This is a genomic window from Streptomyces rubiginosohelvolus (assembly GCF_014649875.1).
Lineage (GTDB): Bacteria > Actinomycetota > Actinomycetes > Streptomycetales > Streptomycetaceae > Streptomyces > Streptomyces rubiginosohelvolus.
This window is the reverse complement of the sequence record NZ_BMTW01000006.1, coordinates 106,516-132,635: the sequence shown is the minus strand read 5'-3', so window position 1 is coordinate 132,635 and position 26,120 is coordinate 106,516. Positions and strand designations below refer to the sequence as shown.

23 protein-coding genes and 1 riboswitch are annotated in these 26,120 nt (G+C 71.5%); of the genes, 8 read left to right on the top strand and 15 right to left on the bottom strand.

The annotated features are described in order from the left end of the window. Positions 1–5: 5 nt before the first annotated feature. From IE134_RS16405 to IE134_RS16395, 3 genes are read right to left on the bottom strand one after another with little or no spacing between them, the layout of a single operon-like run. Positions 6–569, bottom strand: coding sequence for a DJ-1/PfpI/YhbO family deglycase/protease (locus tag IE134_RS16405; RefSeq protein ID WP_030717562.1), 564 nt, complete (start codon positions 567–569; stop codon positions 6–8). Between the two features lie 49 nt (positions 570–618). Then, entirely contained in the window at positions 619–1,710 is a 1,092-nt protein-coding gene (locus tag IE134_RS16400) for a glutamate--cysteine ligase 2 (RefSeq protein ID WP_030717561.1), read from the bottom strand. Between the two features lie 27 nt (positions 1,711–1,737). Next, positions 1,738–1,965, bottom strand: coding sequence for a DUF5133 domain-containing protein (locus IE134_RS16395; RefSeq protein ID WP_098017184.1), 228 nt, complete (start codon positions 1,963–1,965; stop codon positions 1,738–1,740). 357 nt (positions 1,966–2,322) lie between these two features. Here IE134_RS16395 and IE134_RS16390 point away from each other — a divergent pair, with 357 nt between their 5' ends. Continuing rightward, the gene (locus IE134_RS16390) at positions 2,323–2,571 is read left to right on the top strand and encodes a hypothetical protein (protein WP_030717555.1); all 249 of its coding nucleotides are present in this window, start codon (positions 2,323–2,325) and stop codon (positions 2,569–2,571) included. Positions 2,572–2,647: 76 nt separating this feature from the next. On the opposite strand, the gene IE134_RS34445 is transcribed toward IE134_RS16390, so the two are convergent. After that, positions 2,648–2,776 (bottom strand): LPFR motif small protein, encoded by a 129-nt coding sequence (locus tag IE134_RS34445; RefSeq protein WP_003964321.1) that lies wholly within the window; start codon positions 2,774–2,776, stop codon positions 2,648–2,650. A gap of 251 nt (positions 2,777–3,027) precedes the next feature. Between IE134_RS34445 and IE134_RS16385 the strand changes: the two genes are divergently transcribed. Next, positions 3,028–4,503 (top strand): MFS transporter, encoded by a 1,476-nt coding sequence (locus IE134_RS16385; RefSeq protein WP_098895507.1) that lies wholly within the window; start codon positions 3,028–3,030, stop codon positions 4,501–4,503. 72 nt (positions 4,504–4,575) lie between these two features. Here the strand turns inward: IE134_RS16385 and IE134_RS16380 are convergent, their stop codons facing one another. From IE134_RS16380 to IE134_RS16350, 7 genes are all read right to left on the bottom strand, one after another. Further along, entirely contained in the window at positions 4,576–4,779 is a 204-nt protein-coding gene (locus IE134_RS16380; protein ID WP_003964323.1) for a cold-shock protein, read from the bottom strand. A gap of 247 nt (positions 4,780–5,026) precedes the next feature. After that, positions 5,027–5,425: a DUF6221 family protein gene (locus IE134_RS16375; protein ID WP_030717551.1), complete on the bottom strand. Its 399-nt coding sequence runs from the start codon at positions 5,423–5,425 to the stop codon at positions 5,027–5,029. 95 nt (positions 5,426–5,520) lie between these two features. Then, complete coding sequence (locus tag IE134_RS16370) at positions 5,521–5,985, bottom strand: VOC family protein (RefSeq protein WP_030717550.1); 465 nt, start codon at positions 5,983–5,985, stop codon at positions 5,521–5,523. Between the two features lie 3 nt (positions 5,986–5,988). Next, entirely contained in the window at positions 5,989–7,668 is a 1,680-nt protein-coding gene (locus IE134_RS16365) for an MFS transporter (RefSeq protein WP_098017183.1), read from the bottom strand. A 129-nt stretch (positions 7,669–7,797) separates the two neighbouring features. Beyond that, positions 7,798–8,814 (bottom strand): NAD(P)/FAD-dependent oxidoreductase, encoded by a 1,017-nt coding sequence (locus IE134_RS16360; RefSeq protein ID WP_098017182.1) that lies wholly within the window; start codon positions 8,812–8,814, stop codon positions 7,798–7,800. Beyond that, positions 8,811–9,338 (bottom strand): isoprenylcysteine carboxyl methyltransferase family protein, encoded by a 528-nt coding sequence (locus IE134_RS16355; protein ID WP_030717538.1) that lies wholly within the window; start codon positions 9,336–9,338, stop codon positions 8,811–8,813. The genes IE134_RS16360 and IE134_RS16355 overlap by 4 nt, the downstream gene beginning before the upstream one ends. A 13-nt stretch (positions 9,339–9,351) precedes the next feature. Next, positions 9,352–10,404 (bottom strand): type III polyketide synthase, encoded by a 1,053-nt coding sequence (locus tag IE134_RS16350; RefSeq protein ID WP_189430877.1) that lies wholly within the window; start codon positions 10,402–10,404, stop codon positions 9,352–9,354. A 118-nt stretch (positions 10,405–10,522) separates the two neighbouring features. Here IE134_RS16350 and IE134_RS16345 point away from each other — a divergent pair, with 118 nt between their 5' ends. From IE134_RS16345 to IE134_RS16330, 4 genes are all read left to right on the top strand, one after another. Further along, positions 10,523–11,419, top strand: coding sequence for a UbiA family prenyltransferase (locus IE134_RS16345; protein WP_189430874.1), 897 nt, complete (start codon positions 10,523–10,525; stop codon positions 11,417–11,419). Positions 11,420–11,583: 164 nt separating this feature from the next. Next, positions 11,584–14,535: a CARDB domain-containing protein gene (locus tag IE134_RS16340; RefSeq protein ID WP_189430872.1), complete on the top strand. Its 2,952-nt coding sequence runs from the start codon at positions 11,584–11,586 to the stop codon at positions 14,533–14,535. A gap of 122 nt (positions 14,536–14,657) precedes the next feature. After that, the gene (locus IE134_RS16335) at positions 14,658–15,737 is read left to right on the top strand and encodes an NAD(P)H-dependent amine dehydrogenase family protein (RefSeq protein WP_189430870.1); all 1,080 of its coding nucleotides are present in this window, start codon (positions 14,658–14,660) and stop codon (positions 15,735–15,737) included. Continuing rightward, positions 15,734–16,213, top strand: coding sequence for a carboxymuconolactone decarboxylase family protein (locus IE134_RS16330; RefSeq protein ID WP_097876253.1), 480 nt, complete (start codon positions 15,734–15,736; stop codon positions 16,211–16,213). Before IE134_RS16335 ends, IE134_RS16330 begins: the two co-directional genes overlap by 4 nt. Before the next feature lie 73 nt (positions 16,214–16,286). Here the strand turns inward: IE134_RS16330 and IE134_RS16325 are convergent, their stop codons facing one another. Further along, entirely contained in the window at positions 16,287–17,930 is a 1,644-nt protein-coding gene (locus tag IE134_RS16325; protein WP_189430869.1) for a GMC oxidoreductase, read from the bottom strand. Positions 17,931–18,092: 162 nt separating this feature from the next. Beyond that, on the bottom strand, positions 18,093–18,929 hold the full coding sequence (locus IE134_RS16320; protein ID WP_030717522.1) for a transglycosylase SLT domain-containing protein: 837 nt from the start codon (positions 18,927–18,929) through the stop codon (positions 18,093–18,095). 5 nt (positions 18,930–18,934) lie between these two features. After that, a riboswitch (cyclic di-AMP (ydaO/yuaA leader) is annotated at positions 18,935–19,095 on the bottom strand. A gap of 478 nt (positions 19,096–19,573) precedes the next feature. Between IE134_RS16320 and IE134_RS16315 the strand changes: the two genes are divergently transcribed. After that, a complete protein-coding gene (locus IE134_RS16315; RefSeq protein ID WP_032786388.1) occupies positions 19,574–20,935 on the top strand; it encodes an FAD-dependent oxidoreductase in 1,362 nt (453 codons plus the stop codon). Positions 20,936–20,961: 26 nt separating this feature from the next. Here IE134_RS16315 and IE134_RS16310 read toward each other — a convergent pair whose 3' ends face one another. Then, positions 20,962–23,496: a SpoIIE family protein phosphatase gene (locus IE134_RS16310; protein WP_189430866.1), complete on the bottom strand. Its 2,535-nt coding sequence runs from the start codon at positions 23,494–23,496 to the stop codon at positions 20,962–20,964. A 162-nt stretch (positions 23,497–23,658) separates the two neighbouring features. After that, positions 23,659–24,276 carry a hypothetical protein gene (locus IE134_RS16305; protein ID WP_189430865.1) on the bottom strand — a complete coding sequence of 206 codons (618 nt, stop codon included), beginning with the start codon at positions 24,274–24,276 and terminating at the stop codon, positions 23,659–23,661. A 267-nt stretch (positions 24,277–24,543) separates the two neighbouring features. Between IE134_RS16305 and IE134_RS34545 the strand changes: the two genes are divergently transcribed. After that, entirely contained in the window at positions 24,544–26,076 is a 1,533-nt protein-coding gene (locus IE134_RS34545) for a helix-turn-helix domain-containing protein (protein ID WP_189430864.1), read from the top strand. The last annotated feature ends 44 nt before the right edge of the window (positions 26,077–26,120 follow it).

Sequence of the window (26,120 nt, the reverse complement as noted above, 5' to 3'; positions counted from 1 at the left end):
CCGGGTCAGTTCTCGGCGAGCACCGCATCGATCTCGCCCAGGAAGTCGTCCAGGTCTCCGGGGTTCCGGGAGGTGATCAGCGGCCAGCCCTCGGCGTCGTCGCGGACCACCGGCTTGTCGACCCAGGTGCCGCCCGCGTTGGTGATGTCGGTCCGCAGCGAGGCGTACGAGGTCAGCGTCTTGCCGCGGACATAGCCGCCCTCGATCAGCGCCCACGGCCCGTGGCAGATGGCGGCCACCGGCCGGCCGGAAGCGGCGAACGAGCTCACGATCCGGGTGGTGGCGTCCTCCAGGCGCAGCGAGTCGGCGTTCAGGGTGCCGCCCGGGACCAGGAGGAGGTCGTACGCGGCGGGGTCGACGTCACCGAGGGTGAGGTCGGGCCGCACGGTCTCGCCGGGATCGCGGTCGCCCACGAGGGTGCGGATCTCGTCGGCGGAGACCGCCGCCACGCTGACCTGGGCCCCGTGGTCGCGCAGGTGCTTCACGGGGACGACGAGTTCGTCCTGCTCGACGCCGTAGTTGGTGACGACGGCCAGGATCCGGCGGTCGTCGAGAGCGGTGGTGGACATGGACTGCTCCGTTCCTGTGGTGGCTGATGGGGGTTGATGGGTGGGTGGTTCATCCGGCCGTGATGCGGACGCATTCGGCCACGGTGTCACGCAGACTCCCGGTCCGCGCCAACGTCTCGCGCTGGATCCGTGCCCCGTTCCCGCGCCGGACCACGGTCGCCAGGGCCTTCTCCGCGGCTTCCAGGTCGCCGCTGTCCTTCAGAGCGTCCCGCACATGGTCCAGGAGGGCCGCGAGGACATCGGGCGCGGGCTCCGGCCGCCAGGTCCGGGGGTGGACAAGGCGGCCTTCCAGACCCGAGCGGCCCGCCTGCCAGGAGGCCGCGCGCAGCAGGGACGTACCGGCCCCCGGCGGCGGCTCACCGGCCCGCCACTCCCGGGCGGCCGTCTCCACCAGTCCTCGAACCAGGGTGGCCAGCAGCACGGTGTCGGCCGGGTCCAGACAGACGTCCGCGATCCTGACCTCCACCGTGGGGTAGCGGTGCGAGAGGCGCGCGTCGAAGTAGACCATCCCCTCGTCCTTGAGCACTCCGGTGGCGACCAGGGACCGCACGCCGGCGTGGTACGCCTCGGCGGAGCCGTGGACGTCCACCGGGCCGGCCGAGGGCCACCGCCCCCACACCTGACTGCGGTAGCTGCTGTACCGGCTGTCCTGCCCCTGCCAGAACGGCGAGTTGGCGCTCAGGGCGAGCAGGACGGGCAGCCAGCAGCGCACCCGGTCGAGCACGGCGACGCCCTCCTCGTCCGAGGCCACCGAGACATGGACGTGGCAGCCGCAGGTCAGCTGCTCCTGGGCGGTGAGACCAAAGCGCTCCGCCATCCACCGGTACCGCTCCCCCGTGCCGATCTTCGGGCTGACCGGGAGCGGAGAGGTCGCCAGGGCCGCGACCGACGCCCCGGCGTCGGCGGCGTGCTGCACGGCCTGGGCGCGCCACCGGTGGACCGAGTCGGCGAGCTCGCCCATGTCCGCGCAGGGGTGCGTGGAGAACTCCAGTTGCTGGCGGTGCAGCTCCGCCTCGAAAGGCGACTCCCCGGCCGTGTCCTTCTCGGCGATCGCCAGCACCGCCGATGACAGCGCCCGGGCCTCGCCGCTGTCCTCGTCGACCAGCAGCAATTCTTCCTCGACTCCCACCGTGCGGACCACGGGGCCTCCCCTTCGACGCTCGGCAGGTCAGGCGGACAGGACGGAGTCGTCCTCGGGGCGGGCGCCGGGCAACCGGTGGCGGGCGGCGACCAGCGCGCTGTCCACGTCGCTCGTGCCGGTCGACACGCACAGCGTGTACGCCACGTCGTCCATGCGCTGCCTGGCCTCCTGGCCGCCGTTCTCCGCGTGCAGCACGCGCAGGGCCTCGTACTGCTCGATCAGATTGCGCAGCACCGTGGGGTGGGCCATCAGCATGCGGGGATCCTTCCGCGGGGTCGGTCGGGTGATGTCGCGACCGAGTGGGGGCGACATGGTGCCCCGGTGGGGCATCGCCCCGGGTACCCACGCCCGGGCAGGTCACACTCCGCGAACGGCGCTTCCACCGCCGACTCCCGCGGCACGTGCCGGGCCGGTGGCCCGGAGCTCCCAATATGGCCGGACCACACGGGCCCCGCACCTTCTCATCCGCCTCCCCGGAGCGTGGCGCGGGAGGCCGCGCCCCTGTGTCCCCCGCCTCATCGGGCCGGGTGACTGCTTCGCCCGGCAGCGGGTACCCACCTGGGCGCATCACTCCTCCCCGGTCGCACCGGGGCCGTACGGAAGGAAGCTCTCATGACCGACCGCAGGCCGGAAGGCACCGCCTACACCGGGGCTTCCGGCAGCCCGCCCCCCGTACCGGCGGACATGCCGGACCAGCAGAATCAGGAGGGCGAGGACGCTCTCGACATACCGGTTCCGGACCGGGTGGCCCGCCAGAACGAGGGGCCCGAGCTGGACGAGGCGGGCGCCGGCCGGAACGAGCCCCGCAACGCGGGCGCGCACCCCGATGAGCACCCCGTCCCGGACGAGGCGACGGGCTGACCCGCCGCCTCCGACACCCACGACATGCCGGTGCCCCAGCCCTTCCGAAGGGCTGGGGCACCGGCATGTCGTGGGTTCAGTGGTGCCCGCGCGCGCTGCTCGACGCGCCGCCGAACAGACGGGCCAGCGCCCGGAAGGGCAACGTGACCACGGTGGCAATGGCTCCTCCGATGGAGCGAAGCACGTCCGCGATGGCCTTCAGCATGGATCTGCCCTCCGTTCTCGCTCCCAGAGGTTTCCAGGGGCGTTGGGTTCGCGAGCCACCGCGTACCCACGGTGCGGCCCCCCAATCCCCGGATCATGGCCACCCGACCGGACGACAGCCGGCAAGAACAGGAACCACCCCTTCCCGCGCGGCCCGCCGCCCCGACCGCTGTTTGTCCGGTTTCATCGCCGGGTACCCGCGCTCCGGCCCGAACCACAAGGCCGGGTCGCCGCAGCTGAGGAGTCAGGCGCATGAGCAGAGACGAACCGGTGCTGGGAACGGTCTCGACCCGGGTCCCCGCGCGGCTGGACCGGCTTCCGTGGTCACGGTGGCACTGGATGATCGTGGTCGGCCTCGGGACCGTGTGGATCCTCGACGGCCTGGAAGTCACCGTTGTCGGCAACATCGCGAGCCGCCTGTCCGAGGACGGCAGCGGCCTGGCCATCACGGACGCCCAGGTCACCGGTGTCGCGGCCGCGCTGTATGTGGCGGGTGCCTGCTGCGGGGCCCTCTTCTTCGGCCGCCTCACCGACCTCTACGGCCGCAAGAAGCTGTTCCTGATCACTCTGGCCGTCTACCTCGGGGCCACCGCGCTGACCGCAGTCTCGCTCTCTCCCTGGTGGTTCTTCCTCTGCCGCTTCCTGACCGGTTTCGGCATCGGCGGGGAGTACGCGGCCATCAACTCCGCCATCGACGAACTGATCCCGAGCAAGTACCGTGGCCGGGTCGACCTCATCATCAACGGCAGTTACTGGTTCGGAGCGATGGGCGGCGCCCTGCTCTCGGTCGTCGCCCTCAACACCGACATCTTCCCGAAGGACATCGGCTGGCGGCTCACGTTCGCCCTCGGTGTCGTGCTCGGCCTGGTCATCCTGCTGGTTCGCCGTCATGTTCCGGAGAGCCCCCGGTGGATGTTCATCCACGGCCACGGGGATGCGGCGGAGCGTCTCGTCGACGACGTGGAGCGCACGGTCGAGGAGGAGAAGGGAAAGCCGCTCCCGGAGGCCACGACGGAGATCACCATCCGCCAGCGCAAGAGCGTCGGTTTCCTGGAGATCGGCCGGAGTGTCTTCCGCGACCACCCCCGGCGGGCCACGCTCGGCTTCGCCCTCTTCATCGGGCAGGCGTTCCTCTACAACGCCATCACCTTCGGGTTCGGGTCCATCCTGGTGAAGTTCTTCGACGTCTCCAGCGGAACGACCGGGTATTTCTTCGCCGTCATCGCCTTCGGCAATTTCCTCGGCCCCCTCCTGCTCGGGCACCTGTTCGACACCTGGGGCCGTCGTCCGATGATCTCGGGCACGTACATCCTGTCGGGCGTGCTGCTGTTCGGAACGGCATGGCTGTTCGGCGCGGGGCTGCTGACGGCCACGACCATGACGCTGTGCTGGTGCGTGGTCCTCTTCTTCGCCTCGGCCGGTGCGAGCTCCGCCTACCTGACGGTCAGCGAGATCTTCCCGATGGAGACACGTGCGATGTCGATCGCGTTCTTCTACGCCATCGGCACCGCGGCGGGCGGAATCTCCGGGCCGCTGCTGTTCGCGAGCCTCACCGAGAGCGGCGTGGTGGCCGACGCGGTCATCGCCTTCTGTGTGGGAGCCGCGCTGATGGTGGCGGCAGGCGTGGTCGCGCTCTTCTTCGCGGTGCCCGCCGAGCAGCGCTCGCTGGAGGACATCGCCACCCCTCTGTCGGCCGTGGAGGCCGAGGGCGACGGCCCATCCCGCTGACCCACCGGCCCAGAACGCCCTGGAGCCCCGGAGCGCGTCGCGCTCCGGGGCTCCAGGGTCGGTCAACCCGGATCAGGCGGTGGTGATGTTCTCCGCCTGCGGGCCCTTCTGGCCCTGGGTGATGTCGAAGGTCACCGCCTGGCCTTCCTGGAGCTCACGGAAGCCGGTGGAGTTGATGTTGGAGTAGTGCGCGAAGACGTCGGGGCCGCCGCCGTCCTGCGCGATGAAGCCGAAGCCCTTTTCCGAGTTGAACCACTTGACGGTTCCGCTGGCCATGCCTGTACCTCTCAGCAGTAAACGGATCCGCACCGCGCGGACCCGGAGGTGATCGCCCTGGTTCTCAGGCACTGCACAGCAAAACGCCCGCGCCAGGCGCGGGCAGGTACTGCGAACCACGACATCTGTCGGCGACGCTACACGGCGGGATGACTCCTCACCAGAGAGCAACGCCATTTTGGCGTGGATCACCCTCTTGGTCACCGCCTCGAACCACACCGGTCACCGTCCGTTCAGGGGCGATCGGCTACTGGATGAACCGGGGCAGCCAACGCGCCTGGTAGTCGGGGTGGCCCGCGTACTCGGCGGCGAGCTGCCGGACGGCGAAGCCCAGGCCCACCGCACGGCCGGAGCGGAAGTCCTCGGCCGGGCGGTCGGTGTCCAGGTCGGCCACCTCCTCGTACTCGCCGAGCATGACGCGGTTCGTCTCGATGCGCTCCAGGGTCCGGGCGGGGTTCTGGAGAGCGATGTGCTGGTCGAAGCCCCGGCCCCGCACCGTGAACGCCACCCCGCCGGTGCGGTCGTGGACCTCGCCCGGCACATCGGCCGGGCACCGCCATCGGTCCCCGCCGGCGGCCAGTGCGACGTGTTCCTCGTCGGCGAGCCGCGCCCGGACGAAGGCCACCATCTCTGCGTTGCCGCCCATGTGGATGCCGCTCCCTTGCGCTGATGGATCTCTGCACGCGATACGGGGAGCATTCTGGTGGACCGGATGCGGCGCGATCCACCTTCGCATCCGGTTCACCCCACCGTGTCCCCCGAGTTCCCCCTGTTCCCGGCTGCCTGGTCGGCCAGAAGCTTGTACAGGGGTTCGGTCTCGCGGCGGCGGTACTCCTGCACGGCCCAGCCGTTGCCGTCCGGGTCGGTGAAGTACATGAAGGTCGCCCCGTCGTCGGAGGTGTACCGCTGCGGCTCGGAGACCTCGACGCCCCGGCCGACGAGTTCGGCGTGCGCGGCGTCGATGTCGGTGACGCAGAGCTGAAGGCCGTGGTACGTGCCCGGGTGCGGGGTTCCCGTGGGGCTGGGAAGCCCGTAGGTGAGGGCGATCGAACAGCCGGATCCCGGCGGCGTCAGCTGGACCACTCGGGCGCCCGGCATCACCTCGTCGTCGATGTCGACGTGGAAGCCGAGCTTGTCCCGGTAGAAGTCCCGGGCCCGGTCGATGTCGGTCACGGGAAGCACGATCACTTCGAGGGTCCAGTCCATGGGTCACAGCCCTTTCGTGGGTCGGTCGGTGTCCGGCTCCGGCCGTGGATCGTCCGGGTCGGGCGATGGTACGTCCGGGTCGTGCCGGGTCGCGTCCGGGCCGGGCGTCGGCTCGTCCGCATCGCCGTCGCCCGCCCCCTCCGCCCCGAGCGGCGTCGCGCCGCCCTGGAGGCGGGCCAGGTCGGCGGGGCGGACCTGGATGACGAACAGGGCGACCAGGGCGGCCACCACGGCAAAGCAGGCCGCGACGACGAAGGCGCTGGAGACGCCCGAGGTGAGGATCTCGTCGCCCCAGGGCGGTGGCAGCTGGCCGGTTCTCTGGGCCTCCTCGATCTGGGCTCGCGTGGCTTCCTGGCGGAAGCTCGGCATCTGCTCGCTCGCCTCGTTGCGGCTGGCCGTGCCGAACGTCGTCACCAGAATCGACAGCCCCAGCGAGCCGCCGACCTGTTGGGTGGCGTTGAGGATGCCGGAGGCGGCGCCCGCCTCCTTGGGGGCGACACCCGACACCGCCATCAGGGTCAGCGAAACGAACTGCATGCCCATGCCGAAGCCGAAAACCAGCATCGGGCCGAGGATCGAGCCGAGGTAGGAGCTGTGGACGTCGGTCAGCGTCAGCCAGCCGAGCCCGACCGCGGCGAGGACCGCGCCCACGACCATGAAGGGTTTGGGGCCCCAGCGGGGCAGCAGCTGGGAGGCCAGGCCGGCGCTGATCGCGATGACGGCGCTGACCGGGAGGAAGGCCAGCCCGGCCCGCAGCGGGCTGAAGTCGAGCACGTCCTGCACGAACAGGGTCAGGAAGAAGAACATCCCGAACAGCGCCGCGGAGAGGCTGAGCATCATCGCGTACGACCCGGCGCGATTGCGGTCGCGGAACATCCACAGCGGGGTGATGGGCTGCCGGGAGCGGCGTTCGATGGCGATGAACAAGGCCAGGAGGACAACGGCGGCGGCGAACGAGGCGAGTGTGAGGGAGTCGGTCCAGCCGTCTTCGGACGCGCGGATGAAGCCGTACACCAGCAGCACCATGCCCACCGTGGAACTCAGGGCGCCCGCGATGTCGAAGTGGCCGGCGTGGCGCTCCGACTCGGCGATGTAGCGGGGAGTGGCGAACGCGATGAGCAGGCCGATCGGAACGTTGACGAACAGGACCCAGCGCCAGTCCAGCCACTCCACCAGCATCCCGCCGGCGAGCAGTCCGATCGCGCTGCCGCCCGCCGAGACACCGGCGAACACCCCGAACGCGCGGTTGCGTTCGGGGCCTTCGCGGAAAGTCGTGGTGATCAGCGACAGGGCGGTAGGCGAGGCGATCGCGCCGCCGACGCCCTGGAGGGAGCGGGCGGCCAGCAACTGCCAGCCCTCCTGGGACAGTCCGCCGAGCAGCGAGGCGAAGACGAAGAGGAGCACGCCGAAGATGAAGACCCTGCGGCGGCCGAGGACGTCGCCGAGCCGTCCGCCGAGCAGCAGCAGCCCGCCGAAGGTCAGCGTGTACGCGTTGACGACCCAGGAGAGGTTCTCCGTGGAGAACCCCAGGTCCTTCTGCATGTGCGGCAGCGCGATGTTGACGATGGTGACGTCGAGCACCACCATCAGCTGGCACGAGGCGATGACCAGCAGCGCCAGTCCGCTCCGGTGCCGGTCGTGCGCTGTGGCCGTGGGGGTGGATGTCGCGCGGGAGCCCGTCATGGTGGAGTTCGTCTCTCGTGCCGGGGGCAGTGCCCGGCGTGAGCGCGGGCGATCACCCGACCGACGTTATGCCCGAAATGAGAGGTCCGCCATTCGAGCGAGCGCCCTGCCGCACGCTCCACCGCGACCTCACTGGAGCGCGTGGACCGCGGTGCGGAAGACGGCGGGCGCCCGGTGGGCCGCGGCGACGATCAGCCGGCCCGAGGACGGGTGGCCCGCCGCGCTCAGCAGGGCCGCGGTGAGCAGGCGGTAGCGGCGGGTGACCCGCGCCCACCGGCGAGGGTAGTCCTCGGGCCGTCCGGTGCTCAGGCAGTCGACCGCGGCCGTCGCGGTGGCGACCGCGAGGGCGATGCCCTCCCCGGTGAGGGCGTCGACGTACCCCGCCGCGTCGCCGACGAGCAGGACGCGCCCGGCCCGTCGGCCCAGCGCCCGCTGACGCAGCGGACCGGCTCCGCGTACGGGAGTGGCCCCCGGGCCGTCCGCGAGCCGGGCCGCGAGGGCAGGGAAGGCGGCCAGGTGCTGGTCGTAGGGGCGGCGGTCGCGGCTCAGTACGGCCACGCCCACCAGGCGCTCGCCGACCGGGGTCACGTACGCCTCGCCGTGCCGGGACCAGTGCACTTCGACGTGGTCCGTCCAGGGGGCGAGCGGGTAGTGGCGGCGCAGCCCGTAGCGTCCGGGGCCGGGGACCGGGTGGTCGAGGCCCAGGGCGCGGCGCAGCGGCGAGTGGAGCCCGTCGGCGGCGATGAGCCAGCGTGCGGTGAGTCCGGCGGCGGTGACGGTGTGCTGGTCCTGCCGGATCTCGCCCACCTTGGCGGCGACGGTACTGATGCCGAGGGCTGCGGCCCGCTCGTGCAGGGCCGCGTGGAGTTCGGTGCGGCGGACGCCCGCGCCCGGGCCGCCCCGGAAGGCCGCTTCCGCGCTGCGCCGGCCGTCCGTGTAGCGGATGCCGCGCAGCTCGTGGCCCTTCACCCGGACGCCGAGGTCGCGCAGGGCCGCGACGCCGCCGGGCATGATGCCCTCGCCGCACGCCTTGTCGACGGGGGCGGTGCGCGGCTCGACCACCACCGTTTCCAGGCCCGCGGAGGCGGCCCGGATCGCGGCGGCGAGGCCGGCCGGTCCGCCGCCCGCGACCAGGACGTCGATCACGCCCGTGCGTCCAGGGCCGGGAGGCGGGCCAGCGCCCCGTCCTCGCAGCGGATCCGTACGACCATGAGCGCGGCGTTGAGGGCGGAGAACACCAGGGCCGTCACCCACGCCCCGTGGACCAGGGGCAGCGCGAGGCCTTCGGCGGCGACGGCGACGTAGTTGGGGTGGCCCAGCCACCGGTAGGGGCCGCCGGTGACCCGGGGCAGACCGGGGACGACGATGACGCGGGTGTTCCAGCGGGGGCCGAGCGTACGGATGCACCACCAGCGCAGCGCCTGCGCGGCCACGACGACGGCGACCATGACCCAGCCGAGGACGGGCGGGAAGGGGCGTTCGGCGAACCGGACCTCCGCCAGGCAGCCGGCCAGGAGCGCGGTGTGCAGCGCGACCATCGCCGGATAGTGTCCCCGGCCCGATTCGACGCCGCCCCGGGCGAGGCTCCAGCGGGTGTTGCGTCGGGCCACCACGAGTTCGGCGAGGCGCTCGGCGGCGACGGCGAGCACGAGGGCGGTGTACCAGGTCATGGGCCGTTCCTTCCTACCAGCGCAGCAGCACCAGTTCGCAGCAGAATCCCGGGCCCATGGCGAGCAGCAGCCCGGGGGTGCCCGGCTCCGGCCGGCGCTGTTCGATGGTGTCCCGCAGGACGTGCAGGACCGAGGACGAGGACAGGTTGCCGACGTCGGCCAGCGAGCGCCAGGTGACGTCGAGCGCCCCCTCGCGCAGGTCGAGGACCTCGGTCACCGCCTCCAGGACCTTGGGGCCGCCCGGGTGGCAGACCCAGTGGGCGATGTCCTTCGGTTTGAGTCCGTGTTCGCCGAGGAACTCCCGTACGTCGTCGGCGAGGTAGTGGCGTACGACGTCGGGCACGCCGGGATCGAGGACGACGCGGAATCCGGTGGAGCCGATGTCCCAGCCCATGACGTGCTCGGTGTCCGGGTACAGCCGGCTGCGGGTGGCCACGACCTCGGGCCCGGAGACGGCCCGGCGGCCGCCGAGGGCGACGACGGCGGCCGCCCCGTCCCCGAACAGCGCGGTCGCCACGAGGTTGGCGGGCGAGGTGTCGTGGCGCTGGAAGGTGAGGGAGCAGAGCTCGACCGACAGGAGCACGGCCACGTCGTCGGGGCGGCCGAGGAGGTAGTCGTGCAGCCGGGCCGTTCCGGCGGCTCCGGCGACACAGCCGAGGCCGAAGACCGGCAGCCGTTTGACGTCGGACCGCATGCCCAGCCGGGTGACGAGCCGGGCGTCGATCGAGGGGGCGGCGATACCGGTGACGGAGGTGAACATCAGCAGGTCGACGTCGGTCGGGCGCAGTCCCGCCGTCCGCAGCGCCCCGCGTACGGCCTGGGCGCCGAGGTCGACGGCGGAGCGGATGAACACGTCGTTGGACGGGCCGAAGCCGTCGAGGTCGCTGTAGCCGTCCAGCGGCAGCACGGTGTGCCTGCTGCGCACCCGCGCGTTCTCGTGGAGCCGGTCAAGAACGCGGCGGTCGGCACCGGGCGGCAGACAGGTCCGGGCCACCATGTCGGTGACCTCGCGCTGGGTGTGACGGTGTGACGGCAGAGCCCCGTGCACCGCGGCGATGCGGGTCATCCTGCCTCCTGCTTCGGTGGCGTCATGCCCCCATCCTGCCCACAAGGTGGTGCGAAACGGCGCAAAAGACCCGCCCGGTCGCGGCATTGACGGGGCGACAGCCCCCTACGATCGCCCGATGGACGCCACGGAGAGGGTGAGCCCGGCGGGTTCCGTTCCGGTCGACGCCGCTCCGGCCGGTGCCGGACGGCGAGGCGGATGGGCCTTGGGGCTCGCGCTCGCGTGCCACCCCGGGCCCGCGCTCGCGGTGACCGCGCTCGCCTGCGCCCTCGCGCTGGGCTCCGACCTCGGCGGCCCCCGTTCCGCGCTGGTCACGGCGGCCGTGCTGACCGGCCAGCTCTCGGTGGGCTGGTGCAACGACGCGTACGACGCGCGGCGTGACGCCCGGGCGGGCCGCCGGGGGAAGCCCGCGTCCGACGGCACGGTCGGGACGGGTGCGGTGTGGGCGACGGCGACGGTCGCGCTGGCCGCGTGCGTACCGCTCTCGCTGGCCTGCGGGGTTCTCGCCGGTACGGTGCACCTCGCCGCGGTCGCGGCCGCCTGGCTCTACAACCTGCGCCTCAAGGCGACCGCCCTGTCCTGGCTGCCGTACGTGGCGGGATTCGGGGCCCTGCCCGCCGCCGTCGCCCTCTCCCTGCCCGGCGGGCCGGCGCCCCGGTGGTGGACGGTGGCGGCCGGGGCCCTGCTCGGGTTCGCGGCGCATCTGGCCGACACGCTTCCGGACATCGCGGTGGACCGGGCGGCCGGGATCCGGGGCCTGCCGCACCGGCTGGGCGACACGGGCACCCGGCTGCTGCTGCCGCTGCCGCTCCTCGGCGCGACGGCGGTGCTGGCGCTCGGGCCGCCCGGACCGGTGGACGCCGGGGGTGTGGCGGCGCTCGTCCTGGCCGGAGCTGCGGCGCTCGCGGGCCCGGCGCTCGGCCGCCGGTGGCGCAAGGCGGCACTGGCCGGAGCGGTGGCCGTGGCGGCGGTGGATCTGGTGCTGCTGCTGGTCCGGGGCGTGGCGGCGGGCTGAACGGGCCTGCGCCGAGAGCTGTCTGACACTGAGTCAAGTTACGCGCCCGGATGACATGATCATGCGAAGACCGTTGACAAATCCGAAACAGCGCAGAAATCTGTGAACCTCTGGCCGCAAAAGATTGACTTGTGGACTCAAATATTGTGGAAGCAGAGGACATCATGAGATGGAAGCGACTCACCGGACGGACGGTCGCCGGGCTGCTGACAGCCGGACTGATCTCCGCCGGGCTCCTGCCCGTCACCGCGAGCGCGGCTGAGGCCACGGACCTCGCGCGGGGCAAGACCGTCACCGCCAGCGGATCCCACGGCGGATACCCGGCCGCCAACGCCAACGACGGCAAGGTCGACAGCTACTGGGAATCCAACGGCCACCCCGCCGACCTGACGGTGAAGCTCGGCGCGGACGCGGACCTGGAGTCCGTGGTCGTCAAGCTCAATCCGGACCCGATCTGGGCCACCCGGACCCAGGACATCCAGGTGCTCGGCCGGACGCAGAACGGAGCCGCGTTCACCTCGCTGCGGGCCCGCGCCGGCTATGTGTTCAACCCCGGATCCAACCGGAACACCGTGACCATCCCGGTGGACGGCCGGGTCGCCGACCTCCAGCTGAAGTTCTTCTCCAACACCGAGGCGCCCGGCGCCCAGGTCGCCGAGATCCAGGTCTTCGGGACGGCCGCGCCCAACCCGGACCTGACCGTCAGCGCACTGTCCTGGAGCCCGTCGTCACCGTCCGAGACGGACGACATCACCGTCCAGGGCACCGTCCGCAACGCCGGCTCGGCCGCCTCCCCGGCGACCACCGTCAATGTGAGCCTCGGCGGCGTGGTCGTGGGCAGCGCGCCGGTCGGCCCCCTCGCGGCCGGGGCCTCGGCCCCGGTCTCGGTCAAGGTCGGCAAGCGCCCGCAGGGGTCGTACACCGTCTCGGCTCTGGTGGACCCGACCGACACGGTCGTCGAGTCCGACAACACCAACAACAGCCGGACCACCGCCTCCCCGCTGGTGGTCGGCCAGAGCCCCGGCCCGGACCTGGAGGTCCGCTCCATCACCTCCAGCCCGGCCAACCCGGCCGTCGGCGCGCCGGTCACCTTCACCGTGGCCGTGCACAACCGGGGCACCAGTGCGGTGAGCGCGGGCACCGTCACCCGGCTGACCGTCGGTTCCACCACGCTCAACGGCACCACCCCGGCCATCGCCGCGGGCGCGACCGCGAACGTCACGGTCGGCGGCAGCTGGACGGCCGCGAGCGGCGGCGCGACCCTGACCGCCACCGCCGACGCGACGAACCTGGTCGCGGAGACCAGCGAGACCAACAACACCTTCGCCCGGTCCATCGTGGTCGGACGCGGCGCGGCCGTCCCGTACACCGAGCTGGAGGCGGAGAAGGCGAACTACCAAGGCATGTTGCTCCAGTCCGACGCCGAACGCACTTTCGGGCACACCAACTTCGCCACCGAGTCCTCCGGCCGCGAGTCGGTGCGGCTCAACTCCACCGGCCAGTACGTGGAGTTCACCTCGACCGCCCCGGCGAACTCGATCGTCGTCCGCAACTCCATCCCGGACGCGCCGGGTGGCGGCGGCCGTGAGGCGACCATCAGCCTGTACGCCGACGGCAAGTTCGTCCGCAAGCTCGACCTCTCCTCGAAGCACAGTTGGCTGTACGGCAACACCGACAGCCCCGAGGGGCTCACCAACACGCCGGGCGGCGACGCACGGCGGCTGTTCGACGAGTCCCACGCCCTGCTCACCGAGACCTACCCGGCGGGAACGAAGTTCCGCCTCCAGCGGGACGCGAGTGACAACGCCGCCTTCTACATCATCGACCTGATCGACCTGGAACAGGTGGCGGCGCCCTCCTCGCAGCCGTCCGGCTGTGTCTCCATCACGACGTACGGCGCGGTGGCGAACGACGGGCTCGACGACACGGCCGCGATCCAGCGCGCGGTGACGGCGAACCAGAACGGTGAGATCGACTGCGTCTGGATCCCGGCGGGCCAGTGGCGCCAGGAGCAGAAGATCCTCACCGACGACCCGCTCGACCGGGGCCAGTGGAACCAGGTCGGCATCCGGGACGTGACGATCCGGGGCGCGGGCATGTGGCACTCCCAGCTCTACACGCTGACCCCGCCGCACGAGGCGGGCGGCATCAACCACCCGCACGAGGGCAACTTCGGTTTCGACATCGACGAGAACACGCAAATCTCCGACATCGCGATCTTCGGCTCGGGCACGATCCGGGGCGGTGACGGCAACCACGAGGGCGGCGTCGCGCTCAACGGCCGGTTCGGCAAGAGCACGAAGATCAGCAACGTCTGGATCGAGCACGCCAACGTGGGCGTCTGGGCCGGCCGCGACTTCGACAACATCCAGGAGCTGTGGAACCCGGGCGACGGCGTCGAGTTCACCGGTATGCGGATCCGCAACACCTATGCGGACGGCATCAACTTCGCCAACGGCACCCGGAACTCCACGGTCTACAACTCGTCGTTCCGCAACACCGGCGACGACGCGCTCGCGGTCTGGTCCAGCAAGTACGTCAAGGACCAGTCCGTCGACATCGGCCACGACAACAGCTTCCGCAACAACACCATCCAGCTCCCGTGGCGCGCCAACGGCATCGCGATCTACGGCGGTTACGGCAACAAGATCGAGAACAACCTGATCTCCGACACCATGAACTACCCGGCCATCATGCTGGCGACCGACCACGACCCGCTGCCCTTCTCCGGGCAGACACTGATCGCCAACAACGGCCTGTACCGCACCGGCGGAGCCTTCTGGAACGAGGACCAGGAGTTCGGTGCGATCACCCTCTTCCCGCAGAACCTGCCGATCCCCGGAGTCACGATCCGCGACACGGACATCGTCGACTCCACCTACGACGGCATCCAGTTCAAGACGGGCGGCGGCCTGATGCCGGACGTCAAGATCCAGAACGTGCGGATCGACAAGTCCAACAACGGCTCCGGCATCCTCGCGATGGGCGGCGCACGCGGCAACGCGACGCTCACCGGCGTAACGATCACCGACTCGCGCGACGGCCATGTGCTGATCGAGCCGGGTTCGCAGTTCACGATCTCCGGCACCCCGAACGGTGCCCGCGCCAAGCGCTGAACCCCCTGAACGGTTCCCGGGCCGACGGATCCCCCGCCGGCCCGGGAACACCCCTTCTCCCCGGTGGATTTGGTGGTGTCACGGCTCTGGGAAGTGCAAGGCCCCGGGGCTACCCTCCGCGCATGATTCCCACGGTTGTCTGGGGTACCGGCAACGTCGGCCGCGCGGCGATCCGCGCCGTCGAGGCCCATCCGGCACTGACACTCACCGCCGTCCTCGTGCACGATCCCGCCAAGGCCGGCCGCGACGCCGGTGAACTCGGCGGTCTCGGGCGCACGCTCGGGGTCGCGGCCACCGACGACATCGCCGCCGTCCTGGCCGCCCGCCCCCGGGCGGTGGTCTACGCGGCGTCCGGCGACATCCGTCCCGATGACGCACTGGCCGACATCGGCCGGGCGATCCGGTCCGGTGCGGTGGTCGTCACGCCCTCCCTCTATCCGCTCTACGACCAGCGCAACGCCCCGCCCGAGCTGCGTGACCCGATCCTGGCCGCCGTCGCCGAGGGCGGCGGCTCCCTCTTCGTCTCCGGTGTCGACCCCGGCTGGGGCAACGACGTCCTGCCCCTGCTGATCAGTGGCCTCGGTACCGAGGTGGACGTCATCCGCTGCCAGGAGATCTTCGACTACTCCACCTACGAGCAGGAGGATTCGGTCCGCCATCTCATCGGGATGGGGCACCCGATGGACTATCAGCCGCTGATGCTGGCGGAGAGCGTACCGACGATGGTGTGGGGCGGTCAGGTACGCCTGATGGCGCGGGCGCTGGGCGTCCAGCTCGACGAGATCCGCGAGACGATGGACCGGCGGGCGCTGGAGACGGCGGTGACCACGCGCACGATGGGTGAGTTCGCGGCGGGCACTCAGGGCGCCGTGCGCTTCGAGGTGCAGGGCATCGTGGGCGGCGAGCCCCGGATCGTCATCGAGCACATCACCCGGATCCACGCCTCGTGCGCCCCGGACTGGCCGTCCCCGCCCGACGGGGTGGGCGCGCACCGGGTGGTGATCGAGGGGCGGCCCCGTATCGAGGTGACGGTCGAGGCCTCGGACGAGGGCGAGAACCGGTCGGCGGGCGGGAATGCCACGGCGGTCGGGCGGCTCGTCTCGGCGATCGACTGGCTGGTGGACGCGAAGCCGGGGCTGTACGACGCACTCGACGTTCCGCTGCGGCCTGCGGTCGGCAGGCTGGGAAGGAGACCGGCATGATCATCGACATTCCGGAGGGCCAGGAGCCCATCGGTTACGTGTGGGGGGAGATGGTCCCCGGCATCGGCGTGGCGGCAGCCACGTTCTCGATGTCCGTCTACGAGCACACGACGCTGGGACTGCGGGAGTTCGAGGCGGCCCGGCTGCGGGTGGCGCAGATCAACGGGTGCCTGTTCTGCCTGGACTGGCGGACCGAGCGGGACGGGGCGAAGGTCGAGGAGGAGTTCGCCGAGGCGGTGACCCATTGGCGTACGACCGACGCCTTCGACGAACGGACCCGGCTCGCGGCGGAGTACGCCGAGCGGTACACGCTCGACCACCACGGTCTGGACGACGCCTTCTGGCAGCGGATGACCGCGCACTACAGCCAGGCGGAGATCGTGGAGCTGACGATGAGCATCGGCTCGTGGCTGGCGTTCGGGCGGCTCAACCATGTGCTGGGGATCGACGCGGTGTGCGTTCTGCCCGGTCACTGACGGAGTCCGGGGCCGCCGGGTTGGCACTCCCGGCCCCGGGCTCTCCGTGGGCTCCCCTACGTGCGCGGGTCGCCTACAGGTCGGTCGCGATGATCCGTTCGATGTTGCGCTCGGCGAGCGCGGTGATGGTGACGAACGGGTTCACGCTGGTGTTGCCGGGGATCAGCGCCCCGTCGATGACGTACAGGCCGGAGTAGCCGCGCAGCCGGCCGTAGTTGTCGGTGGCCTTGTCCAGGACCGCACCGCCCAGCGGGTGGTAGGTGAGGTGGTCGCCCCAGATCTTGTAGGTCCCGAAGAGGTCCGTCCGGTAGATCGTCCCCTCCTTCCGGTTGATCTTGTCGAAGATGGTCTTCGCGGCGTCGATGGACGGCTGCTTCCATGCCGTCTGCCAGTCCAGTTCGGCCCTCCCCGCCGCCGCGTTCCAGGTGAACCGGGCGCGGTGGGGGTTCTTGGTGATGGAGAGGTAGAACGACGCCCATGTCTCGATGCCGGTGGGCAGGGGGGCGACCTCGGCGAACGCTCCCCCGGCGTCCCAGTTGTCGATGCCGCCGGTGGGGATGGACGACTGGACCTTCCCGGTCGGGTCCCAGAGGTGGTTGGCCCGGCCGCACATGACGTTGCCGTTGTCGCCCCAGCCCCTGCCGATCTCGTCGTTGAGGAGGGGCAGTGCGCCGGTGGCCTTCAGGCCGACGAGCAGTTTGCTGGTGCCGACGCTGCCCGCGGCGAAGAACACCTTGTCCGCGGTGACGGTCTTGGTGACGGTGGTCCGGCCGCCGGTGTCGAGCTGGTCGATGAGCACGGTGTAGCCGCCGCCCGGGGCCGGGGTGACGGTGGTGACCTTGTGCAGCGGGGAGATGGTGACCCGGCCGGTGGCTCTGATCCGGTCGATGTAGGTCTTCTGGAGCGATTTCTTGCCGTAGTTGTTGCCGTAGAGGATCTCGGCGTCCAGCGCTGACTTGGGAACGGTTCCGGCCGCCTCCTGCTTCATGTAGTCCCAGTCGTAGACGGCTGGGACGAAGAGGAACGGGAAGCCGGAGCGCTGGGCGTGTTTTCGGCCGACCCTGGCGTACTGGTAGCAGTCGACGCTGTCGAACCAGGCGGGGTCGATGGTGGTGACGCCCAACCCGCTGTTGGCGCGCGGGTAGTAGGTGCTGTACATCTCCGCGGCGTTCACCGTCGGGAGGATCGCACCGAAGTTCTCCCGGCGCGGGGTGACCGCCATACCGCCGTTGACCAGGGAACCGCCGCCGACGCCCCGGCCCTGGTAGACCGTGATGCCGCCGAACTCCTCGGCGTCGAGGATGCCGGTGTAGAGGTTGACGTTCTTGTCGATGGGGAAGCCGAGGAAGTTGCTCAGCGGCTGCTTGGTCCGGGTGCGCAGCCAGAAGGACCGGTCGTCCGGCCTGGTGGTGTTGGCGAAGACCTTGCCGTCCGCACCGGGGGTGTCCCAGGCCATGCCCATCTCGACCATGTGGACGTCCGTGCCGGCCTCGGCGAGCCGGAGGGCGGCCACGGAGCCGCCGTATCCGGTGCCGATGACCAGGACCGGTACATGGGCCCCGGACCCGATCGGCGCCGCCGCCGCACGGACACCCGCCCACGCCCGTGGGGCGTGCCCGACGATCGCCGCGGTCCCCAGAAGAGAACCTGTTCCAGTGATGAATCTTCGACGCGAAACACCCTTGGTCCCGCCGTCCTGCTTGGCAGTGTCGCTCATGTGATCTCCCTCACTCTCGGCAGAGTGCAACAGGTTCTACTGCCGTTCGCGTGGTAAGTCACGAGAAACTTGGGGGTAACTTCCCCGGCGGCACCCCGGTACGACGAAGGGGCCCCGGACCGTGCGGTCCGGGGCCCCTCGCGCTGCTCGGTCGCAGGAGGATCAGTAGGCGCCGAAGACGTTGTCGATCGAGCCGTAGCGGTCCGCGGCGTAGTTGCACGCGGCCGTGATGTTGGCGACCGGGTCGTAGCTGTCGGTCGAGGTGCCGGGCACGTGGTAGGCCTGGAACGTCGGGTCGATGACCTGGAGCAGCCCCTTGGACGGGGTGCCCTTGACCGCGTTGGAGTCCCAGTTGTTGATGGCGGCCGGGTTGCCGGAGGACTCGCGCATGATGTTGCGGTGGATGCCCTCGTAGGTGCCGGGGATGCCCTGCTCGGCCATGACCGCCAGCGATTCCTTGATCCAGCCGTCGAGGTCGTTCGTATAGGTGACGGCCTCCTTCTCGGCGGCCGGAGCGGCCTTTGCCACGGGGGCGGCGTCAATGCGCTCCGAACGGTCGGCACGGTCGGCCGAAGCCCCGCGCGCGGCGGACGGGGAAGCCTTGGAGGCCTTGTCGTCCGACGAGGCGGCGGACGTGGCCCCGATGACCAGCTTGATGCCGGGGTGAATGAGGTCGGGATTCGATCCGACGATCTTCCGGTTGCCTTCGTACAGCTTCTTCCAGCCGCCACTGACGGAATGCTCGCGGGCGATCTTGGAAAGGGTTTCGCCGGCCGCCACGGAATGCTTGGCGGGGGCGGCCTTCGCCGCGGAATTCGCCTGGGCGACCACCGCGGCAGGCGCCACGGCCTGCGGTGCGGCGGCGGGCGCGGGAGCAGCGAAGGCGCTGGTGGCGCCGATCACCGGAAGGGCGAGAACGGCTCCACCGGTGGTCACGGCGGCGAGGCCGCGGCCGAGCGAGGTGGACTTGGGACGGCGGTGCTTACCCTGTGCGGGCATGGGGGATTTCCTCTCCGGCGCCTGCGAGGTGAGCTGTCGGGTTCAGACGGGAGATGTCTGGCCGCACGGTCGTGCGACTTCACCCCAAGCCGTTCCGGTTGCGGATCGGCGACTTACCTGGGTCCCCCGCTCCTGCCGTACGCGAGTGGGTTTCGGATTCCCGGACGGCGGCAGGATTCGGCGTTCCATCCGGATTGACGGTGACCGTAGGCGAGAAACATCGGACGGAACAAGCCCCGCATTCCGGATTCCCTTTTCCGCGCATGATCGAATAGCGGAATTCCCGGATCGGGCCGCGCCGTCGTGGCGTCAACTTTCTTCGCACAGAAGGGAACCGATACGTCCGCTTCGACGTCCGCCCCCTCGGACGTGACGCTCACCACTTCTTCACGGCGATGGCGAAAATGCACCCAAACAAATACCCCAGCTACCCCAATAAGCCCTTTATGAACCAGGAGCGTCATAGGGGTCAAATCGGCCATATCGGAATAACAAAACGGGCTAAACGGGCACTCCAGGCGGGGCCGGTCGAGGGCCCGCGCGGCGATCGCTTACGGTGTGGGGTGGAGACTAGTAAGCCAACCCTTACCTCCGACGTACGCTGTACCTGCCCGCGTTCGCCCGCCCCGAAGGATCACCACGCCATGACACGCCCCGTCCGCGTCGCCATTGTCGGAGCCGGCCCCGCCGGTATCTACGCTGCGGACGCGCTGCTCAAATCCGAGGTCTGCCAGGACCCGGGGGTCTCCATCGACCTCTTCGAGCGCATGCCCGCGCCCTTCGGCCTCATCCGCTACGGCGTGGCCCCCGACCACCCGCGGATCAAGGGCATCGTGAAGGCCCTGCACCAGGTGCTGGACAAGCCCCAGATCCGGCTCTTCGGGAACGTCAGCTACCCGCACGACATCGGCCTGGACGACCTGCGGTCGTTCTACGACGCGGTGATCTTCTCCACCGGCGCCGAGGCCGACCGCGCGCTCGACATCCCCGGCATCGAGCTGGACGGCTCCTACGGCGCGGCCGAGTTCGTCTCCTGGTACGACGGGCACCCCGAGGTCCCGCGCACCTGGCCGCTCACCGCGGAGAAGGTCGCCGTGCTCGGCGTCGGGAACGTGGCCCTGGACGTGGCCCGGGTCCTGGCCAAGACGGCCGACGAGCTGCTGCCCACCGAGATCCCGGACAACGTGTACCAGGGCCTCAAGCAGAACAAGGCGCTGGAGGTGCATGTGTTCGGGCGGCGTGGCCCGGCGCAGGCCAAGTTCAGCCCGATGGAGCTGCGGGAGCTGGACCACTCCCCCAACATCGAGGTCATCGTCAACCCCGAGGACATCGAGTACGACGAGGGCTCCATCGCGACCCGTCGCGAGAACAAGCAGGCCAACATGGTCGCGCAGACCCTGGAGAACTGGGCGATCCGCGACATCGGCGACCGCCCGCACAAGCTGTTCCTGCACTTCTTCGAGTCCCCGGTCGAGATCCTCGGCGAGGACGGCAAGGTCACCGCGCTGCGCACCGAGCGCACCGAGCTGGACGGCACGGGCAACGTCCGGGGCACCGGCCAGTTCACCGACTGGGACATGCAGAGTGTCTACCGTGCCGTCGGCTACTACTCCGAGGAGCTGCCCAAGCTCCCCTTCGACGTCGCCTCCGGCACCGTCCCGCACGAGGCGGGCCGCGTCATCGCCGGGGACGAGCACATGGCCTCGGTCTACGTCACCGGCTGGATCAAGCGCGGCCCGATCGGTCTGATCGGGCACACCAAGGGCGACGCCAACGAGACGGTCGCCTGCGTCCTGGAGGACCGTGCCGCCGGCCGTCTGGCCGAGCCGGCCACGCCCGCTCCGGAGGCCGTCGAGGCGTTCCTGGAGGAGCGGGGCGTCCGCTACACGACCTGGGAGGGCTGGCACAAGCTGGACGCCCACGAGCAGGCGCTGGGTACGGCCCAGGGCCGTGAGCGGATCAAGGTCGTGGAGCGCGAGGGCATGCTGGACGCCTCCGGCGCCTGATCGGCAGGACGCTTTCCAGGCACCCTCTAGGAGGCCGGATCCGGGGCACCCGTCGTACGCCCCGGGTCCGGCCTCCTGAACGTGCGCCAGAGGTCGGGCCCGGGCTCCTGGGCCGTCCGGGGCCGACGGGCGACGGGGGCCTCGGCCCAGCGGGCGGCGAGCAGGAGCGCGATGTCGTCGGGGCGGTCGGTCGCCGCTCTCGCCTCGCCGATGACCTGGTCGGCCGTCTCGGCCAGGGGGACCGCGCCGATGCGTTCGACGGTGGCGCGCAACCGCTCGATGCCCTCGTCGATGTCCGTCCCCGGGCGCTCGATCAGCCCGTCCGTGAACAGGGCCAGCATCGCCCCCGGTTCGAGCCGCATCTCCGTGACCGGGTAGGCCGCGTCGCCGTCGATCCCGAGCACGATGCCGCCGGGCAGGTCCAGCACCCCCGTCCGGCCGTCGGGCCGCCGCAGCACGGGCTGCGGATGCCCCGCCCGGACGGCGCGGGCCACACCGGTCGCCGGGTCGAGGGCGATGTAGCAACAGCTCGCGAACTGGCCCGGATCCAGGTCGATGAGCAGCCGGTTCGTGCCGCTCATCACCTCCTGCGGATCGTGCTTGCTCAGCGCGAACGCCCTCACCGCACTGCGCAGTTGGCCCATCGTCGCAGCGGCGGAAACACCGTGGCCCTGCACATCCCCGATGACCAGGGCGAGTTCGTGGCCGGTCTCGATGACGTCGTACCAGTCGCCGCCCACGTCCATGCCCTGGGTGCCGGAGAGATAGCGCCCCAGCGTGTCCACCCCGTCCACCTCGGGCAGCCGGTGCGGCAGCAGGGCGTCCTGGAGGCCGCGGGCGAGGGCCGACTCGCTGTCGTAGCGCTGGGCGCGCTGCAGGGCCTGCGCGATCAGCCCGGCCAGAGCCGTCAGGACCGTACGCTCCTCCGGGCTGAAGCCGCGCGGCCGGTCGAAGCCGAGGATGCAGGAGCCGACGGGCCGTCCCGAGGCGATGAGCGGCAGGAATGCCCGGGCCCCGACGTCCGTGTCGATCGGGATGCCCGGATATGCCTCGGCAAGCCGCTGCATGGACTCGAAGAAGATCGGGCGGCCCGTGGTGAGGGTCTCCACCCCGGGGATGCTGACGTCGAGCCCGACCCCGTCGAAGCGGTCGAGGAAGCCCTTCGGGAACCCCGTCTCCCAGGCCAGATGGAGATGGCGCTCGTTCAGCAGATAGATCGCGAGCTGACGGCCGCCGAACGCGGGCAGCAGCTCGTCCGTGACCACCGAGGAGACCTGACGGGCCGTGACCGCCTCGGTCAGCGCGATGGCGAGGGCCACCGGCCGGTACAGCGCGGAGGAACGGTCGGCGGTCGAGCCGATGCCGAGGCCCGGTGTGGTGACGGAGCCGGGGGCGTAGGCCGGCTGATCGGTCGCCTGGAGGACGACGCTCACCCCGTCGTGCCCCGGGTACAGGGACACCGACAGCCAGAGTGCGGGCGGGCGGCGGGCGAGGAAGTGGACGGGCTCGTCGGCGATCAGGGCCGCCCGGTAGTGGTCCTCGTAGGCCTCGTGCCCGAACCACGGCAGGGCCTGCCACACCGGGTGGCCCACGAGCTCGGTGCGGGAGTGGCCGAGCAGTTCCTCGGCGAGGCCGTTGGCGTACGTGATCCGGCCCAGCCGGTCCAGGGAGAGGATTCCCCGGGGCAACCGGTCGGCGGCCTCCGGCACGACGGGCCCCGCACCCAGGTCGACCAGGAAGCCGGTCAGATGGCTGGCGGACACATCGCCGTCCGGGTGCGTCCAGCGGCCGGACAGCTCCAGCAGATGGGACCGGCCGTCGGGGCCGCGCAGCCGCATCCGGCGGACGACCGGCTCGGCGGACTCCACCGTCTGGCGGGCCAGGGCCCACAGCCCGTACACGTCCTCGGGGACCAGCCGCTCGGCGAGCGCGTCGACGGTGCCCGGGAAGGCGGCGGGCTCGAAGCCGAGGATCTCGCAGAGTTCGTCGTCGGCGGCGACCTGCCCGGAGTGCAGGTCCCAGTCGAAGCGTCCGACGCGCACCGGGGGCGTGGTCGCGGCGGGCAGTTGCACCGGGACCGGCTCCGCCTCCCACACGCAGTCGACACCCCGTCGCTCCAGATCGGTGAGCGCGGAGCCGAGCCGGCGGCCCAGGCGGAGGAGCCGTTCGCCGTCGGCGGTGGCGACGGGCTGTCCCGGTGTGGAGGAACGCATCACCGCAAGTACGCCCATACTCCCCCGGGGCCCGGTGATGGGCACCCACAAGGAACCGAACGGGAAAGGCAGTCCGGCCATCAGTTGCGGGAATCGGCGCATGGCCTCCTCCGCGTCGGAGAGCAGCACGGGCCGCCCCGAGCGGTAGGCCTCGGACACCGGGAAGGGGCGGTTCACATGCATCCGCCACCAGGGCCGGAACAGCGGGCCCGGCAGCCCGGCGAGCACCGCGAGCCGGAGCAGTCCGGGCGTCCGGCTGCGCAGGTAGACGCCGCCGGCGAAGCCGTCGCTCGACTCGACAGCGCTGACGAGGGCCTGGGCGAGAACGAGGGACAGCTCGTCGGGCACACGGCCAGCGTCGACTGCCCCGGCGACGGTCCCATGTCCGGCGGGCGGGGCAGACCGGGGCGTATCGTGCCGGGTCACACAGCCAGCATGCTCCCGATCCGGGGTACCGCGCACCTCCGCGACCGGCCGCTCCCCTCGTGGCGGCCGGTCGCGGAAGCGGGATCAGTGCAGCTTGGCGACTGCGGTGCGGGTCGTCTTCTTGAAGCCCTCCAGCGGAGCGCCGTCCAGCTCGCCCATCTGGCACCACTCGACGACGGTCACGGTCCTGCCGTCGCGGCCGACGGAGTGGAGCCCGATGTCGGTGGAGCCGGCCTCCGGGTACGACGTGTCGATGCTGTAGACGTGCGCGCCCTCCTCCACGTTGATCCGGCCCTGGTAGAACGCCTCCCCCTCCAGGCCGGGGTCCTGCTCCTTCAGCCGGTCGAGGCAGGTCTCCAGGGCGCCCCGCAGCTCGGCGGCGAGCGCCTTGGCCTTGGCGGTGGTGGGGGCGACCGTGATGGTCTGGCGGGCATTGGTGTCCAGCTCGGTGCGGAAGTCCCGGTGGCGGGTGCCGGCCGCCGGCGCGATCCCGGTGGTGCAGACGGACCCCTCCGCCGGCACGCCCTTGCGTACCGGACCGGCCGTCCACGGGGTGTGGGAGGCGGGCAGCTGGCTCGCGCTCAGGAACTTCGGCTGGGCGGGAGCGGCGGCCGGAGCCGCGGCGGCGGGCACCTGGGCCAGGGCGGTGACGGCCAGGCCCGTGGCCATGGCGGTCAGGAGGGCGGTGCGGAGGTTGCGCATGGTGAGGTTCCCCGTTTCGGATGGTGCGGTCAGGTGGTGCGTACCGTGCGGCCGTTCGCTCGTACGTACGGCGTGGCGTCGAGGCGTACGGAGCCCCCGTGAGGGCCGGACGGCGGCGGAGTGGAACGGGCACCAGCCTGGGCCGCCGCCCCGGAGCCGGACAAGCGCGACACGGCTTCCGGCCGGGCTGGAACCGTCCCACCCCTGGTGACGTGGGTGTTCCCGGAGGGCTGGAACGCCTTGGAACAGCGGCAGGGGAGGACGAGCGTGTCGGGTGACGCCGAGGGGGCCGCGCGGGCGGTGCTGGCGGAGCGGCTGAGCGCGCTGCGGGAGGGGTCGGGCCGGACGTACGCGTCGCTGGCCCGCCGCATCGGGGTCAGCGGCTCGACGCTGCACCGGTACTGCACGGGGCGGACGGTGCCCGCGGAGTTCGCCCCGGTGGAGCGGCTGGCCCGGCTGTGCGGCGCACCGGCCGAGGAACGGGAGGCGCTGCACCGCCTGTGGCTCCTGGCGGACGGCGAGCGGCTCGACCGGCAGGGGGCGGCGGAGGCGTCGGGCGCGGCGGAGGCGTCCGGCGCGGTGGAGCAGGCGGCGGTCGGGCAGCCGCCGGAGGACGTGGCGGGGCCGTCGGTATCCGGGGCTCCGGCCGGGCCCTCGGCGCCCGAGGTCTTGGCCGGGCCACCGGTGCCCGGGACCCTCTCGGGGCAGCCCGACGAGGACACGCCGCACACGGCATCGTCGCTCGGCTCCGGCTCCGGCTCCGGCTCCGGCTCCGGCTCCGGGCAGTCCAGCGTGATCGGCCGCCGCGCTTCCCGGATGCCGGCACTCCGGTCACCTCGCGTACGCCGGTACGGGCAGGGGCTCGGCGTCCTCGCCGCGGCGGTCCTCGTCCTCGCCCTGGTCGCGGCCTTCGTACGGCCGTGGTCGTCGGGCCCCGACGGGCGCTCGTCGGTGGCCCAGGTCCCGGGTGCGCCTCCGGTGGACGCCCCGGGGTCCCCCTCGTCCGGTTCCCCGAAGCCCGAGAAGCCACAGGGCACCGCGAGCGGGTCCGCGAAGAAGGCACCGTCGGGCAGCCCCTCACCGACCACGCCACCGGGGATCGGGCCGCGTAACGAGAGCCTCCCCCGGTCCTCCGGGCCCTCGTCCGGCCCGGTAGCCGGGCAGGTGCCGTTCACCTGGACCGGTGACGACCACGTCTGGAAGAACGGCTGCGACCACGCCTACCGCCTCGACCGGGCGCCCGCCGCCGTCCCGCCGCCCCCGGTGGAGGCAGACGCGGCGTCCTGGGCGGGGGCGCTCGGCGCGGTGCACGCCGGCGAGACCGGTGTCCGGATCACCTTGCAGGGCCGGGACGACCGGGCCGTGGTGCTGGAATCCCTGCGGATCCGGGTGGTCGAGCGCCGCTCACCGGCCGGGGGCCGCGTCTACCGGATGAGTTCCGGCTGCGGCGGGTCCCTCACCCCGAGGATGTTCGACGTGGATCTCGACGCCTCCCGCCCCGTGGCCCGCCCGGTCGCGGGCAACGACTCGGGCGAGCCCATCGAGGCGGTCTCCTTCCCGTACCGCGTCTCGGTCACCGATCCCGAGGTCTTCCTGATCACCGGCCGTACGGTCGGCTGCGATTGCTCCTGGGTCGCGGAGCTGGCCTGGAGCAGCGGCGGCCGGTCCGGCACGGTGCGCATCGACGACGGCGGGCAGCCGTTCCGGACGAGCGGCGTACGGGGACAGTCCGTACTCGACTACGACACGGCCGCCGGGCGCTGGGTGTCCGCGGCGGGCGACAGCGAGGCAGCGTCCTGAAGCGGTGAACGGGGCGCGGAGGCGGGCGGGGCCGGGGGCGCTCA

Excerpts from the sequence above, each read along its gene's own strand:
- IE134_RS16405 (WP_030717562.1), bottom strand. The coding sequence starts at position 569 with ATGTCCACCACCGCTCTCGACGACCGCCGGATCCTGGCCGTCGTCACC.
- IE134_RS16395 (WP_098017184.1), bottom strand. The coding sequence starts at position 1,965 with ATGCTGATGGCCCACCCCACGGTGCTGCGCAATCTGATCGAGCAGTAC.
- IE134_RS16390 (WP_030717555.1), top strand. The coding sequence starts at position 2,323 with ATGACCGACCGCAGGCCGGAAGGCACCGCCTACACCGGGGCTTCCGGC.
- IE134_RS34445 (WP_003964321.1), bottom strand. The coding sequence starts at position 2,776 with ATGCTGAAGGCCATCGCGGACGTGCTTCGCTCCATCGGAGGAGCCATT.
- IE134_RS16385 (WP_098895507.1), top strand. The coding sequence starts at position 3,028 with ATGAGCAGAGACGAACCGGTGCTGGGAACGGTCTCGACCCGGGTCCCC.
- IE134_RS16380 (WP_003964323.1), bottom strand. The coding sequence starts at position 4,779 with ATGGCCAGCGGAACCGTCAAGTGGTTCAACTCGGAAAAGGGCTTCGGC.
- IE134_RS16375 (WP_030717551.1), bottom strand. The coding sequence starts at position 5,425 with ATGGGCGGCAACGCAGAGATGGTGGCCTTCGTCCGGGCGCGGCTCGCC.
- IE134_RS16370 (WP_030717550.1), bottom strand. The coding sequence starts at position 5,985 with ATGGACTGGACCCTCGAAGTGATCGTGCTTCCCGTGACCGACATCGAC.
- IE134_RS16365 (WP_098017183.1), bottom strand. The coding sequence starts at position 7,668 with ATGACGGGCTCCCGCGCGACATCCACCCCCACGGCCACAGCGCACGAC.
- IE134_RS16355 (WP_030717538.1), bottom strand. The coding sequence starts at position 9,338 with ATGACCTGGTACACCGCCCTCGTGCTCGCCGTCGCCGCCGAGCGCCTC.
- IE134_RS16350 (WP_189430877.1), bottom strand. The coding sequence starts at position 10,404 with ATGACCCGCATCGCCGCGGTGCACGGGGCTCTGCCGTCACACCGTCAC.
- IE134_RS16345 (WP_189430874.1), top strand. The coding sequence starts at position 10,523 with ATGGACGCCACGGAGAGGGTGAGCCCGGCGGGTTCCGTTCCGGTCGAC.
- IE134_RS16340 (WP_189430872.1), top strand. The coding sequence starts at position 11,584 with ATGAGATGGAAGCGACTCACCGGACGGACGGTCGCCGGGCTGCTGACA.
- IE134_RS16335 (WP_189430870.1), top strand. The coding sequence starts at position 14,658 with ATGATTCCCACGGTTGTCTGGGGTACCGGCAACGTCGGCCGCGCGGCG.
- IE134_RS16330 (WP_097876253.1), top strand. The coding sequence starts at position 15,734 with ATGATCATCGACATTCCGGAGGGCCAGGAGCCCATCGGTTACGTGTGG.
- IE134_RS16325 (WP_189430869.1), bottom strand. The coding sequence starts at position 17,930 with ATGAGCGACACTGCCAAGCAGGACGGCGGGACCAAGGGTGTTTCGCGT.
- IE134_RS16320 (WP_030717522.1), bottom strand. The coding sequence starts at position 18,929 with ATGCCCGCACAGGGTAAGCACCGCCGTCCCAAGTCCACCTCGCTCGGC.
- IE134_RS16315 (WP_032786388.1), top strand. The coding sequence starts at position 19,574 with ATGACACGCCCCGTCCGCGTCGCCATTGTCGGAGCCGGCCCCGCCGGT.
- IE134_RS16305 (WP_189430865.1), bottom strand. The coding sequence starts at position 24,276 with ATGCGCAACCTCCGCACCGCCCTCCTGACCGCCATGGCCACGGGCCTG.